The sequence below is a fragment of the Phyllobacterium sp. 628 genome, from assembly GCF_014189505.1.
In the GTDB taxonomy this organism is placed as follows: Bacteria; Pseudomonadota; Alphaproteobacteria; order Rhizobiales; family Rhizobiaceae; genus Phyllobacterium.
Map to the genome: position 1 here is coordinate 175,863 of NZ_CP050302.1, position 14,222 is coordinate 190,084.

At 52.9% G+C, this 14,222-nt stretch carries 11 protein-coding genes and 1 pseudogene; 3 read left to right on the forward strand and 9 right to left on the reverse strand.

The genetic code is table 11. From position 1 onward, the window contains the following. Positions 1–146 precede the first annotated feature (146 nt). The 8 genes from istB to adhP all read right to left on the reverse strand — a co-directional run bounded on the left by istB (position 147) and on the right by adhP (position 8,887). Positions 147–881, reverse strand: a complete 735-nt coding sequence (gene istB, locus HB779_RS21405; RefSeq protein ID WP_188346357.1) for an IS21-like element helper ATPase IstB — start codon at positions 879–881, stop codon at positions 147–149. Position 882: 1 nt separating this feature from the next. Beyond that, positions 883–2,382 (reverse strand): IS21 family transposase, encoded by a 1,500-nt coding sequence (istA, locus tag HB779_RS21410; protein ID WP_188346358.1) that lies wholly within the window; start codon positions 2,380–2,382, stop codon positions 883–885. A gap of 104 nt (positions 2,383–2,486) precedes the next feature. Further along, positions 2,487–2,837, reverse strand: a complete 351-nt coding sequence (locus HB779_RS21415; RefSeq protein WP_188346359.1) for an MgtC/SapB family protein — start codon at positions 2,835–2,837, stop codon at positions 2,487–2,489. Between the two features lie 101 nt (positions 2,838–2,938). Next, positions 2,939–3,640, reverse strand: coding sequence for a VIT family protein (locus tag HB779_RS21420; RefSeq protein ID WP_188346360.1), 702 nt, complete (start codon positions 3,638–3,640; stop codon positions 2,939–2,941). A gap of 31 nt (positions 3,641–3,671) precedes the next feature. Beyond that, positions 3,672–4,193 (reverse strand): hypothetical protein, encoded by a 522-nt coding sequence (locus HB779_RS21425; RefSeq protein ID WP_188346361.1) that lies wholly within the window; start codon positions 4,191–4,193, stop codon positions 3,672–3,674. Beyond that, the gene (locus HB779_RS21430) at positions 4,190–5,464 is read right to left on the reverse strand and encodes an acetate/propionate family kinase (protein WP_244642813.1); all 1,275 of its coding nucleotides are present in this window, start codon (positions 5,462–5,464) and stop codon (positions 4,190–4,192) included. The genes HB779_RS21425 and HB779_RS21430 overlap by 4 nt, the downstream gene beginning before the upstream one ends. Beyond that, entirely contained in the window at positions 5,461–7,860 is a 2,400-nt protein-coding gene (locus HB779_RS21435; RefSeq protein ID WP_244642817.1) for a phosphoketolase, read from the reverse strand. The genes HB779_RS21430 and HB779_RS21435 overlap by 4 nt, the downstream gene beginning before the upstream one ends. 1 nt (position 7,861) lies before the next feature. Continuing rightward, complete coding sequence (gene adhP, locus HB779_RS21440) at positions 7,862–8,887, reverse strand: alcohol dehydrogenase AdhP (protein WP_188346404.1); 1,026 nt, start codon at positions 8,885–8,887, stop codon at positions 7,862–7,864. Between the two features lie 413 nt (positions 8,888–9,300). On the opposite strand from adhP, the gene HB779_RS21445 reads away from it, so the two are divergent. From HB779_RS21445 to HB779_RS21455, 3 genes and pseudogenes are all read left to right on the forward strand, one after another. After that, the gene (locus HB779_RS21445; RefSeq protein WP_188346362.1) at positions 9,301–9,849 is read left to right on the forward strand and encodes a general stress protein; all 549 of its coding nucleotides are present in this window, start codon (positions 9,301–9,303) and stop codon (positions 9,847–9,849) included. A 59-nt stretch (positions 9,850–9,908) separates the two neighbouring features. Further along, positions 9,909–10,655: pseudogene (locus HB779_RS21450) on the forward strand (YoaK family protein); the annotation flags it as partial. Positions 10,656–10,911: 256 nt separating this feature from the next. Further along, positions 10,912–12,546, forward strand: a complete 1,635-nt coding sequence (locus HB779_RS21455; RefSeq protein ID WP_188346364.1) for an oleate hydratase — start codon at positions 10,912–10,914, stop codon at positions 12,544–12,546. On the opposite strand, the gene HB779_RS21460 is transcribed toward HB779_RS21455, so the two are convergent. Continuing rightward, positions 12,547–14,121, reverse strand: a complete 1,575-nt coding sequence (locus HB779_RS21460) for a CYTH and CHAD domain-containing protein (protein ID WP_188346365.1) — start codon at positions 14,119–14,121, stop codon at positions 12,547–12,549. Positions 14,122–14,222 lie beyond the last annotated feature (101 nt).

Genomic DNA, 14,222 nt, shown 5'->3' on the forward strand with positions numbered 1-14,222 from the left:
CTTTCAAGGGGGCAGGCCATTGAACTTTCACCCCCAATAGGCGTCCAACATTGACCCCCTTGGCACGATGATTAGCCCTTGCCGACCCGGAGCTGGCCGGGGTTGAGAAGGGTCGGCAAGGGCGGATTGATTGTCGGACTTCTGCTTCAGCTTTGAGTGCGGTTTTTAAAGCGCCAGGATTCGTTTCCGGTCTCGATGATTTCGCAATGGTGGGTGAGGCGATCCAGCAAGGCCGTTGTCATTTTGGCGTCCCCGAAGACGGTCGGCCATTCGCCAAAATCAAGATTGGTTGTCACGATGACAGAAGTTCTCTCGTAGAGCTTGCTGATCAGATGGAACAGAAGCTGCCCGCCAGACTGTGCGAAGGGCAGATATCCCAGTTCATCAAGAACGACGAAGTCGAGACGCATCAGATAATCAGCGATCCTTCCCTGTCGGCCGTTACGTGTTTCCATTTCCAGCCGATTGACCAGATCAACGACATTGAAGAAGCGGCCGCGCGTGCCGGACCGGATGAGCGCCCGGGCAATGGCGATCGCCAGGTGCGTTTTGCCGGAACCAGTGCCACCGACCAACACGAGGTTGCGCTGATCGGCCACGAATGTGCCGGTAATAAGCTCCCGGACTAAACCCTCGTTGATGGGTGTTCCGGTAAAGTCAAAGTCCTCGATGTCCTTTGCCAGTGGCAGTTTTGCGCAGGTCAGCTGGTAGCGTATGGAGCGTGCATGCTTTTCGGAGATCTCCGATTGCAGCAGATCACCAACGATGCGCGGCGGCTCGTGCTGGCGTTTGATGCCATTGCTCATAATCTCATCATAGGCACTGCGCATGCCATAGAGCTTCAGGGTGCTTATCAATTCCAGAACCTGCGTGCGTTCCATATCAGCTTGCCTTTCTCAAAGTGTCGTAGCGTGCGCAATTGGCAACGGGTTCATGCGTCAGGCGCAGCGCATCAGGGGTGAGAACTGTGACGGCCGGAGCCGGATCCCTGCTGCGGGTTAGGATGTTGATGATCACGGATGCTGAGAAGACGCCTTGGTTCAGGGCTTCCTGGCAGGCCGCCTCAACTGCCGGCAGACCATCAGTGGAAACGCACCCAAGGATCGTCACCATTTGCCGGTCACCATCACTCACGCCCTTCAGCTTCCGGCGAACCTTCTCCATTGCGGCGGGCAGATACCACTCACGGAAAGGAGCTCCATTGCGAAGTGCACCGGGCTTGCGGGCTAAAATTGGTATATAATGCCAGGGATTATAAATCGTCTTGCCGCGTCCGAAGGCACGAACATGTTCGCCAACGACAACACCGCCCTGGCGGATGACGATCCGGTCGGCATAAGCGTGGATATCGACAGGACGGCCAACTGCCGTGGAGAGGACGGAATAGGCATTGTTGTCAAAGCGTACCAAGCAAGTCTTCGACACAGCCGCCGGGACGCTGTGGAAACCGTCGAATGGTCCCGCATAGGGGATCAGCTTGCTCCGTTCTTTCTCAAAGACCTCCCAGATCGTCCGGTCACTCTGTTCAACATGGCGTTGTTTCTTGGCGTACGCGATGCATTTATCGAGCAACCATGCGTTGAGTTCTTCCAGAGTTTCGAAGCGAAGGCGCGGCGTGAAGAAGCGTTCACGCACAAATCCAACCTGGTTCTCGACTTGGCCTTTTTCCCAGCCTGATGCCGGAGTGCAGGCAACAGGCTGAACCAGATAGTGGCTGCACATCTGGAGAAAGCGGCGATTATACTGGCGCTCTTTGCCGACGAACACGGTCTCCACCGCGGTCTTCATATTATCGTAGATACCGCGTGTACAGGTTCCCTTGAAGAAGGCAAACGCCCGGTCATGCGCATCAAAAACCATCTCCTGGCTTTCGCGTGGATAGGCGCGCACAAACATCATTCGGCTGTGACAAAGCCGCATATGCGCTACCTTCACCGTCATCGTCACTCCACTGATGACAACGACCTCATGGCTCCAGTCGAATTGGTAGGCATCACCTGCCTCAAAGAAAAGCGGCACGTAGGCATCTGTCGCTGCAGAACCACGCTTTTTTGCCCAAGCTTTCGCATAGCGCCGGATGGAATCATAACCGCCTTCAAACCCAAGGTCGCGTACACCTTCAAAAATCCGGATTAGCGTCAGTTGATCACGAGACGGTTTGCCGATATTGGCCTCTAAAAACCGTTCAACATGCTCACGCCATGGGCCAATCTTCGGCATCGGCTGGTGCTCTCGATCATAGGAAAATGCTGTCTCGTTGGAGCGAAGGATCTTGCGCACCGTGTTGCGCGAAACATGCAGCTCTCGGCTGATCTTCTTCATCGACCAGCCTTGAACATGAAAGGCTCGGCGAACTCGCGCTATGCTATCCACTGATTTCAACTCCCGCTCCATCCGTTCCAAAAACAGATGGTCAAACTAACGTTGAAAGGGGATCAAAATTGAACGCCGATTATCCCCTAAACAGGGTCAAAGTTGCACGCTTATTAACAGATCGACAGCGCACCGAGGGAAAACGTGAGCATTGCAGCTATAATTGACGTTACGCTGAAACTTGCTTCCGCGATGGCTTCACGCATCTGGAACAATGTGAACGCGGCCATGAATGTTACAAAGAATCCGATCAACATTAATCCGGGTATTCCGCCGCTGATTGCCAGCAGGTGATCAATGAGGGCTGCCACGCCACCAAACATTCCAATTAATGTGAACGTACGTATACCGGCGGTGGGACTTCCATCTTCCTCATCGCGCTCGCGCCAGTGCCGCTCAATTCCGACGGTCGCTCCGATAGCGATTGCCAAACCGAGCCGCTGAAAGATTTCAAGGTTATCCATGGTTGTATCCATAATTGTCTGATCTGCGCCGGCTCACGCAGTGAATCGTCTTACTTTGACCAAGCACCAATAGGATGCTGGCGCGCGGTAGCCCACTTGGCTTAAACCACAGCGCCAAACAACGAACCGATGACGGAGGTCAGCGCCAGGGCTGCAGCGCCCCAGAAGGCAACACGCAAAGCGCCGCGGACCGGATCAGCTCCGCCGGCGCGAGCCCCAAGTGCTCCCAGCAGAGTCAAAAACAAGAGTGATGCAGCAGACACTGCCACTATCAACGAGCCTGCGGTAAACAGAAATGCCATTGCCAGCGGTAGTGCAGCACCAATTGAAAACGCTACGGCCGAAGTCAAAGCCGCCTGGATGGGCCTTGCCGTGGTGAATTCGGATATGCCAAGTTCATCCCGGGCGTGTGCTGTAAGAGCATCCTTGGAAGAAAGCTGGACCGCAACCTGTTTTGCCAAGTCGGCATCCAGTCCGCGTCTGATGTAGATCTGTGTCAGCTCCTCGAGCTCGTCTGCCGGATAGGCAGCCAGTTCCTTCTTCTCTTTTGCAAGATCGGCCCGTTCTGTGTCTGACTGCGAACTGACTGACACATATTCGCCGGCCGCCATCGACATTGCCCCTGCAACCAATCCCGCGGCTCCGGCCACGAGGATGGCTCCTTGACCTGCGGATGAAGCTGCAACGCCAACGATCAGGCTCGCCGTTGATACAATCCCGTCATTAGCCCCAAGCACCGCAGCTCTCAGCCAACCGATACGGACAATGAAATGGGTCTCGGAATGCCTTACAGTTTGAGCCATGATCTGGTTTCCAATCGGGTGGCGAGAAACTTTAATCGGCAAAGATTTTCACATCAGTGACTTCAAATAAAGGCTGAGCGCCCGGATGCGTGTAATCACGCTGACTGGCCCAGATTTTCCAGGCAGTGATTGGAGCTGCTCCATCAGGGAATCTCTCGAGCAAAACCGAATTGCTGAGATCATATAGGATTTCACCGTGGTCACACGATGATGCGTGATGTCTGAACACGGTCGAATATTCGTCATTGCTTAAAAACAGCGCCCCCGGCGTCCAGTTGAATCTGGAGTGAGCAGGCCAGCTTGCGTCAGTAAGGATCGGCTCGATAAGCCAATCGACACCGTAGGAAATACATCGCTGGTCTTTGCTCAGACTGATGTGGACCTGGTACTGGACCTCATTGCTGATGGGATCAAGTGTTCCCACAATGTATCGGCCATCATCATTGGACAGCACGATACCAAGCAAAAACTCATCGACAATCTTAATTCGGATCAGCTCACCGGGTTCGGTGTCGCCGATACGTTTCGCATGTATTGAACTTGTTGATTTCACTTTTTGGCCTCTCCGGTCGCGGCGACGCGCGTTCGATGATGTTGTTCATTCTGGCAATTATTTGCCGATACGATTGCTCTCGTATGATGGGCGATCCGCTCGTCCTCATCAGAGGTTAAAACACGAACGTCGCAACACGACGTAGGTGCACTGATCGGACTTTTGACTGCAACGTTCCGGTGGTGATCGATTATGAGTCCAAAGGCGGACAATCCCATACAGGTAGCAGCACGGATCTCCGCGTCGTTCTCTCCAATACCTCCGGTGAATACAATCATGTCGACGCCGCCCAATGTTGCTGCCATCGCCGCCAACTGCTTGCGGAGCGTGTAAACAAACATATCTATTGCAAGCCTGGCGTTCGAATTTGACGGCGAAGCCTCGTGGAGACGTCGCATATCACTTGACAACCCCGAGATGCCCAGCAGGCCCGATTGATGATTGATGAGGTCTTCCAGCCCGTTTGCATCAAGGCCTTTTTCACGGGCGACGTACACTAGGACACCTGGATCAAGATCGCCGCAACGTGTTCCCATGATCAATCCGCCAGCCGGCGTCATACCCATACTGTTGTCGATGGATCTGCCATTACGAATGGCAGTGACACTCGCACCGTTGCCAAGATGCGCAACGATCAAACGCTTTGGCAGGTTTCCGCGTAGCTGATGCACGATCGAGTCACACGACAGCCCATGGAATCCGTATCGCTCGATACCTTCCGATCGATATTCGATAGGCAATGGAAGGGTGCGTGCAACATCCGGGATAGTTGTATGAAATACCGTATCGAAGCATGCAACATGAGGCACTTGCGGAAAGTGTTCCCGGGCAAGCTGAATGACAGAAAGCTCGTCGGGGAGATGCAACGGTGCAAAAGCATGTGCACCTTTGATCTGCTCCAGCACGGCCTTATTGATCAAACAATGTTTTCGAAGTTTGGGGCCGCCATGGACAATGCGATGTCCGATAGCATCAGGCATACTCATCTTCGCGTCCCGGAGAAACTTTATAATGAGACCGAACGCATCCTTCTGGTTTCTGATAGGTGTTGGTTCGGTCGTCAGATCATACTTGCGGGAGCCATGAGCATAAAATTTTCCTTGATCACTGTCAGAAAAATCGGCCTCGCCCGAAACCAGAACCTTCGTCCGGGAGGCGCTTGCTCGATAGTATCCAAATTTGAGAGACGACGATCCGCTGTTGAGCGTAAGAACGTGCATGCCACGCTCACTTTTGGCCACGATGTGCTCTGGTGAAACTGCGATATTCATAGGTTCCAACGCCAGTTGCGTACTTCCGGCAGGTCTTCGCCGTGTTCACTGATGTAGAGTTTGTGTTCCTCCATCATGGTCCAGTAGCGGGCTTTGGCTTTGTCGGCCTCGCCGCTGAAGCGGGGGATCCGTAAAATCGCATCCAGAGCAAGTTGATAGCGATCCAGATTGTTCAGCACGACGGTGTCAAACGGTGTCGTCGTCGTCCCCTCTTCCTTGTATCCACGAACATGGATGTTGCGGTGATTTGTCCGCCTGTATGTCAGCTTGTGAATCAGGGAAGGATACCCGTGAAATGCGAAAATGACCGGTTTGTCTTCTGTGAAGAGCTCATCAAAATCCTGATCTTCCAGCCCGTGTGGATGTTCGGACTGAGGTTGCAGGATCATCAGGTCAACGACATTGACGACGCGCACTCTGATATCAGGCTGGTAGGTCCGTAACAGAGTGACGGCTGCCATGGTTTCGAGCGTGGGTACATCGCCTGCGCAAGCCATGACGACATCCGGATCACCGTCATCATTGCTGGCCCATGACCAGATGCCGGCTCCAGCGGTGCAATGACGAACCGCACTGTCCATGTCCAGCCATTGCCACTCGGGCTGCTTGCCTGCAACAATCACGTTGATGTATCCCCGGCTTCGCAAACAGTGATCGGCAACTGACAGCAAACAGTTCGCGTCCGGTGGCAGATAAATACGCACAACATCCGACTTCTTGTTGGCCACATGGTCAATAAATCCAGGATCCTGATGCGAAAAGCCATTGTGATCTTGTCGCCATACATGTGACGTCAGCAAATAAGTAAGGGATGCTATGGGCCTGCGCCATGGAATTGCCCGGCTCACCTTCAACCACTTTGCGTGTTGGTTGAGCATGGAATCAATGATGTGAATAAATGCTTCGTAGCAAGAAAACAGTCCATGTCGGCCAGTCAGCAAATATCCTTCAAACCAGCCCTGACAAAGGTGTTCGCTGAGTACTTCCATGACACGGCCGTCGGCACTGAGATCAGTATCGTTTTCCAGCTTCTCAGCCATCCATACCTTGCCGGAAACCTCATAGACAGCATCCAGCCTGTTCGACGCCGTTTCGTCAGGACCGAACAACCTGAAGTTCTGCTTTGCCAGGTTAAGCTTCATCACGTCCCGCAGGAATCCTCCCAGAACGCGTGTCGCTTCGGCTTCAACAGTTCCCGGTCTTGGCACAGCGACCGCATATTCATGAAAATGCGGCATCGATAGCGGCTGCAGCAACAAACCGCCATTGGCGTGCGGGTTCGAGCCCATACGGCGTTGCCCTGTCGGAGCCAACTCGGCAAGCTCCGGTCTGAACTTACCTTGCTGATCGAATAGCTCCTGCGGCTTATAACTCTTCATCCAATCTTCAAGTTGCTGCAGATGCTCCGGCTTCTTGAAATCCGCTATAGGAACCTGGTGTGCCCGCCACGTACCCTCAACGGGCTTGCCGTCGACAAATTTCGGTCCGGTCCAGCCCTTTGGCGTCCGAAAAATGATCATGGGCCAGCGCGGGCGATCAACGTGTGCCCGATCCTCGCCTGAACGTGCCGTCTTCTGGATCTGGCGAATTTCCTTCAGGATTTTATCAAGTGTTGCAGCAAGCGTTTGATGCAAGAGTGCCGGATCGTCTCCCTCAACGTAATGCGGCTCGTAGCCATAGCCGCGAAACAGGTCCGTCAGTTCTTCACGGCTAATGCGCGCCAGAACGGTGGGATTTGCGATCTTGAAGCCGTTGAGGTGCAATATCGGAAGGACGGCACCATCACGTGCCGGGTTTAAGAACTTGTTTGAATGCCAGCTGGTGGCAAGCGCTCCGGTTTCCGCTTCACCATCACCAACGACGCAGCTGACGATCAGGTCCGGATTGTCGAATGCAGCGCCATAGGCATGCGCCAGGGAATAACCGAGTTCCCCGCCTTCGTGAATTGAACCTGGCGTTTCGGGAGACACATGGCTTGGAATTCCATATGGCCATGAGAATTGACGAAACAGCCGATGCAATCCGTTTCGGCTTCGTTCGATTGCGGGATAGTGCTCGGTGTAGGAGCCTTCCAGATATGTCTGTGCAACGATACCCGGTCCACCGTGACCCGGACCTATGATGTAAATCATGTTGAGGTCATTCTCTTTGATCAACCGGTTGAGATGAACATAGAGAAAATTCAATCCTGGCGTGGTGCCCCAATGTCCGAGCAATCGAGGCTTCACATCCGACGGGACAAGCGGCGTTTCAAGGAGTGGATTGTCTTTCAGGTAAATTTGACCGACCGAAAGGTAGTTGGCTGCACGCCAATAGGCATGCATCTTTTCGAGTAGCTCTGCTGAAAGGGGGCCGGATGCCGGCATTTCCTGATTGATCGGCTGAATATGGTTCATGTCAGAACTCCAGGACAACTCTAGAGGCAACATCACCACGGCTGAGCCGGTCAAAGACCGAATTGATTGCTGTCAATGGTTGCAACTCGATATCGGCTTTGACTTTTCCATCGGCAGCAAATGCCAAAGCTTCCGTCATGTCTTGCCGGGTTCCGACAAAAGAACCACGGATCGTCACGCAGTTTGCCACAACGTCAAACAGTGGGACAGGAAACTCACCGGGCGGCAGTCCAACGAGGACACACGTGCCCCGCTTGCGTGCCATTGCCACTCCTTGTTTGAATGCCGGAAGCGACGGCGCTGTGATCAGGACACCATGAGCCCCTCCGCCCGTTTCCTTCATGACAGCGGCCGCGGGATCACCGTGCTTGGCGTTGACCAGGAGGTCTGCGCCCAGTTTTTTCGCATGAGCAAGCTTTCCGTCATCAATATCCACTGCACAAACCTGGAGGCCCATAACTTTGGCATATTGGATGGCGAGGTGTCCCAGCCCGCCAATACCTGAGATCGCAATCCAGTCACCGGGCTTGGTTTGGGTCTCCTTGATGCCCTTGTAGGTCGTAATGCCCGCGCAAATAATCGGAGCGGCCTCGATGGCGCTCAAGCCTGCGGGTATATGGGCAACATAATCAGGGTCAGCCAGGATGTATTCTGCAAAGCCGCCATTCTTGGTATAGCCTCCAAACTCGGCCTCCGCACATACGGTTTCCCAGGCAGAAAGGCAGTGTTCGCAATGACCGCATGCCGAGTAGAGCCATGGAACACCCACGCGGTCGCCCTCTTTGACGTTCTTAACGTCTTTTCCAACCGCGACAACGCGGCCAATACCTTCGTGACCCGGAATAAACGGTGGCGTTGGCTTAACCGGCCAGTCACCATGTGCCGCATGCAGATCCGTATGACATACGCCGCATGCTTCAGTTTTGACCAGTATTTGGCCAGGTCCCGGTATCGGAATATCCCATTCACGAAGCACCAAGGGCTTTGCGAACTGCTCGACAACTGCTGCTTGCATGCTGTGTGCCATATGGTCCTCTTCTAAGATCTCTGGTCGATCAGCAGTGCATTTGCACTTCGAACGAGACGGCATTCGAAACGCCGTGGCGACGGCCATTGAGGCTTCGATCTGAAATCAATCCGCTCAACGCATCCAAAGAGTATGCTCTGGAAGGCCCACAACGGTAGGCTCGGAAACTACTCAGCTGGAATGAGATGGGGTTACCTGGCGGCACACAATTGAAACAGCTTGCCGCAGCTACTGACGTCCTTCCCAAACAGGTGAGTAGTTTCCGAAGCTTCAATCGCACCCACGCGGCCGATACTCTCAAAGCGCTATTTCCAATGTTCAAAAGCATACCGACAAGGCGCGGTGACCGATTGGCAAAGCAAAACGGGTGACATCGAATGATCGGTCAAACTGCCTTCCTCAAGGAGAAAAAATTGGAACATAAAAACGCAATCGTTGCTGTATTTCCTGATCACAATGCAGCTGAATCTGCTGTCAAGAAGTTGACGGCAGCCGATTTTGACATGAAAAATCTCAGTGTCATCGGAAAGGGATTCCACACGGAAGAAAAAGTCATCGGTTTCTACAAAGTCGGTGACCGTATCAACTTCTGGGGTTCCCGCGGAGCGTTCTGGGGCGGGTTGTGGGGCCTTTTCTTCGGCGGCGTTTTCATCACAATACCCTTCATTGGTCCTGTCATTCTGCTTGGATCTCTCGCATCCATGATCATTGCGGGCATCGAAGGCGCTGTCATTGTCGGTGGAATGAGTGCACTCGGAGCAGCATTGTTCAGTTTGGGCATCCCAAAAGACAGTGTGATTGAGTACGAAACCGCCATTAAAGCAGACGGGTTTGTCGTGATGGTCGAAGGAACGACTGAAGACGTTGCGCGTGCCAAGACAATTCTTGGGTCCCATAATCCAACGACCATAAAAGTGCATACTGCCCTTGAGCCAACAGTGGCTGCAAAAAAGGTTGCCTGAACTTTCCAGAACGTCTGCTTTTGAGTTGGGCAGATGTTTTGGTGCTTCGGCATAAACCAATGATCAATTATCTGCGGAAGTTAACCGGACGCGAGCGAAGCGAGATGTCGGATAGGCATCTTGCCCGTTTGCTGACATTCGTGGCCGGGGCCGTCAATGCAGGCGGATATCTGGCGGTTACGCAATACACATCACACATGTCGGGCATCGTGTCCTCCATGGCTGATAATCTCGCTCTCGGCGAAACAAGCCTGCTACTCGCCGGAATTGGAGCATTTGTTTCGTTTGTTCTCGGAGCGGCGACTTCAGCCATCCTGATAAATTGGGGTCGACGTCAATCGCTGGAAAGCGAGTATGCCTTTCCGCTCGTTGTGGAAGCATGCCTGTTAATAGGCTTTGGACTGCTTGGCGGTAATCTTGCTCAACTCCAGTGGCTTTTCGTGCCTGCCACCGTGATGCTTCTTTGTTTCATCATGGGGTTGCAAAACGCCATCATTACCAAACTTTCCAATGCCAGGATCAGGACCACGCATATCACGGGCATGACGACCGACGTCGGGATAGAACTCGGCAAACTTTTCTATTGGAACGTTTCATCACGTATTGCCCATAAACCAGCTGTCAGGGCAGATCGAGGTAAACTCAAGCTTCTGTCATCACTTGTTGCGCTGTTTTTCATTGGCGGCGTCATCGGAGCCATAGGCTTCAAACAGCTTGGTTTCTCGGCAACATTGTTTCTTGCCGCAATCCTTTTAACCAGTGCAATCACCCCGCTGATCGACGATGCCAAAAGCAGATTGCACAGGATAGCGAAAAAGCAGGGTGAGTAGTTTCCGACTCTATCTGAGCAAGTACCAGTCCGGTATTTTTGACCGAACGGAAAATGGAACGGGCGTGCGGTCGCGGTGACCCCAGCTCTGTACAATCAATAAACGACCTGCAGAACACGGCATCAGCCCATCCCGATGTGAGTGCTCTCGTGACCTTAGGGGGCCCGCTAAATGCAATGGGCGCACCTTTTCAACCCATCCATCGATACAATCCATGAAACGAGGAGTTCGAATGGCATATTTAGATCATACTACTGAGACCTCAGTTGAACCTGAAAGCCTTACCACAGCCAATGCCCCTCAGGTTTATCTCGTCGGTGGCGGAATAGCATCCATGGCAGCTGCAGCTTTCATGATACGCGACGGCGACGTGCCGGGGAGCAATATCACGATTTTTGAAGAACAGGACAAACTTGGAGGGAGCCTTGACGGCTCAGGCACGCCTGAAGGCGGTTATGTACTGCGCGGCGGCCGAATGCTGGAGAGTAAATATCTATGCACGTTCGAGCTTTTCTCCTCAATTCCGAGCCTCGACGGCACGCAGACAGTTACCGACGAAATCCTCGACTGGAACAAGACGATGAAGACATCGTCCAAGTCGCGCCTTGTCAGAAATGGCAAAAGGCAAACTGCACCTGAGTTTGGCTTGAGCGAAAAACACATCTTGACGATTGAACGTCTGGTTCTTGAACCGGAAGCTTTGTTAGGCAAGACCAGCATAACGGAACAGTTCGACCCAACGTTCTTCAAAACCGACTTCTGGTATATGTGGTGTACGACTTTTGCCTTCCAGCCTTGGCATAGCGCTGTCGAATTCAAGCGGTATCTGGTGAGATTTGCCCACATGGTCGGCGGTTTCGAGCGGCTCGAAGGCATCATGCGCACTGTCTATAACCAATACGATTCAATGGTCCTACCGCTGCAAAAGTGGCTGGACGAGCGTGGCGTGGTCTTCAAACTGGGATCAAGTGTAACCGATATCGTTATTGGTCAAAACGACGGCAAGGAAAGTGTCACGTCCCTTGAAATCAAACGCGGTTTTGAGTTCAGCCACATTGCGGTTGGCCCCGAGGATTATGTAATCGTCACTCTCGGATCCATGACCGAAGCGTCAACACTTGGGAATATGGACACTGCACCCACCCTGCATGGCAAAACCTATGGAGCATCCTGGGCACTTTGGGAAAAAATGGCTGATGGAAAGCCGGAGCTAGGCCAACCGTCAGCCTTCTCCAATCATATCGATGATTCCAAGTGGGTATCTTTCACAACAACATCGACAGACAATACCTTTCTGGAAATCGTTCGCGATCTTACGGGAAATGTTCCAGGTGAAGGCGGCTTGATCACGTTCCCGGATTCAAACTGGCTGGCCTCTATTGTCATTCCGCACCAACCGCATTTTATCGGCCAGCCGGACGACGTCGTGGTGTTTTGGGGATATGGCCTTTCTGTCGATAAGCCGGGTGACTTCGTCCAAAAACCCATGTCAGCCTGCACGGGTCGTGAAATCATGACCGAAATATTGGGTCATTTGCGCATAAAGGCGGAAGCGGCGAAAATTCTGGAGACGAGCATTTGCATACCCTGCATGATGCCATTCATTACCAGCCAGTTTCTTCCACGCCGTTGGGGAGACAGGCCGCAGGTCATGCCGAAAGGTTACGGAAATCTCGCCTTTGCAGGACAGTTTGTTGAACTGCCGGATGATGTTGTGTTCACGGTTGAGTACTCAATCCGCTCGGCACAAGAAGCTGTTTATGCTCTTCTTGGTCTGAAACGCGAGCCACCGGCTGTCTATAAGGGAAAGTTCGACCCTCGGGTTCTTTACCGGGCCTTTATGGCTTTGCACGACATCCGGACCTGATCATGGAATACGAACTGCCTGGAACGCTTTCCAGGCAGTGGTCATTAAGTGATCATCCCCTTTGACCAATCGCTTCTTGCGTTCAACGCCAGTGTGGGCGGCGAGATATCCGCCCAACAGCGCTTTACTCCCTGATATCTGAAGCAAGGCCTTCTTGGTGTTGGCTTTATCATTGGAGCGACCAAGTTCATCCTGCAGCGATGCGATTATCTTGATGTATTTGCGCCCGGATTTTTTGTGATGGATCAAGGGCAGCAAAAAATCTGCCGTATAGCGCAATCTTTTAAGCGCAATGCGAACCCTATGACGTTCGTTCGGGTCGAGCTTGGCGAAATGACGACCCCGTTTCAGAACCTTGCCATGCAGCTTTTGGAGCGCCTTTCGTGCGAACTTGCGCCCTGTTTCAGCAAGGACTTCCGATCTGGACGCTTCCAGACCATCTCTCCAACCCTTCTGCTCGATCCAAAGGCCCAGTTCAATGAGGAACATTCCGGTTCTTGGATCGCCAGCTGCCTTTCGAATCTTGTTATACGCTTTGGCGCGACCTTGCTCCGCCCCGTGCTTGAGAGTTTCAAGTTCCTGGGCGCTTGCCTGTGCTTGCTTGATTTTCGGGATCGCCTCGGCCCAAAAAACATCCCAATCCCTTGCGTCGTTCGAGTACGTCAACAATCGTTTCGCATCCTCGCGAAAGGTTGCCGGCGGCAAGGACGCGGAAAACGTCTGCACAAGCCGGAGCACCGAGCGCAGCCGGCGCAGTGCAACCCTGTACTGGTGCAGGCCCTCCGGTTCCCTGCCATCCATTGCTACGGCCTGATTTTCCATCACATTCCGGTATGTAGACCGAAGAATGGCTTCCAGAACCGATTCAAGCGTAACGTGTCGGTCCCAAATCGGATCTGGCTCCTTAACGATAAGTGGCGGCCGATCGAACACAAGATCAAAACCCCGTTGCGACTTGCTGCGGACACTTGGCCAGACTGCGATAATCGTTCCAAGGTCTTGTGCGAGTTGAAATATGGCTTCGCTCATGCCCTCTTTCAGTTCAAGTTCCAATTCGCTGATGGTTTCGGAGCGCTTTTCAGCATCAATCCGGCCGCAATCAATGGCAAGTTCAATCATACCGTGCGGCTGCGCCAGGAGCCGCGTTAACCGTTTTACCACCGACGTAAATGCAGGCTGCAGTCCACTGTCTTTCACTTGCTGCATAAGTTCAGTTGGCAGAACCATGTCCAGTGCACCAACATCGGGCGTCATTCCCTCGACAGGTACCTCCCATTCCATTCGCTCGAGTAAAGCCGCACCCATAGAGTTGCTCTTCAATGTCATGATTTTGTGATTGCCATTGTTTCTGACGCGCAGCGCGTATCCCGACTTATGCAAATCAAAGTTCTCGGTATCAAAATAGATCGCCGTCAGATCGGTTGACGTCCATCCCGTCTTCGCAACTTGCGCAATTGCCGTCGCATTGGTGATCTTGTTAATATCCTTGGCATGGAAAAGGAGCTTCAGCTCAATTTCTCTGGGCAGATCGCCTTCGGTTTGCGAAGCCGCGGTTTTTGCATTGGGCTTTGACATGGGACTACTGCCTTATCTGGCAATGTTAAGATCACATCGCTTGTCCTGCCATTATATTGGCGCAGCCACTGCGTTGAGCAGCCTCGGAAAATACCCATTTG

Excerpts from the sequence above, each read along its gene's own strand:
- istB (WP_188346357.1), bottom strand. The coding sequence starts at position 881 with ATGGAACGCACGCAGGTTCTGGAATTGATAAGCACCCTGAAGCTCTAT.
- HB779_RS21415 (WP_188346359.1), bottom strand. The coding sequence starts at position 2,837 with ATGGATAACCTTGAAATCTTTCAGCGGCTCGGTTTGGCAATCGCTATC.
- HB779_RS21420 (WP_188346360.1), bottom strand. The coding sequence starts at position 3,640 with ATGGCTCAAACTGTAAGGCATTCCGAGACCCATTTCATTGTCCGTATC.
- HB779_RS21430 (WP_244642813.1), bottom strand. The coding sequence starts at position 5,464 with ATGAATATCGCAGTTTCACCAGAGCACATCGTGGCCAAAAGTGAGCGT.
- HB779_RS21435 (WP_244642817.1), bottom strand. The coding sequence starts at position 7,860 with ATGAACCATATTCAGCCGATCAATCAGGAAATGCCGGCATCCGGCCCC.
- adhP (WP_188346404.1), bottom strand. The coding sequence starts at position 8,887 with ATGGCACACAGCATGCAAGCAGCAGTTGTCGAGCAGTTCGCAAAGCCC.
- HB779_RS21455 (WP_188346364.1), top strand. The coding sequence starts at position 10,912 with ATGGCATATTTAGATCATACTACTGAGACCTCAGTTGAACCTGAAAGC.
- HB779_RS21460 (WP_188346365.1), bottom strand. The coding sequence starts at position 14,121 with ATGTCAAAGCCCAATGCAAAAACCGCGGCTTCGCAAACCGAAGGCGAT.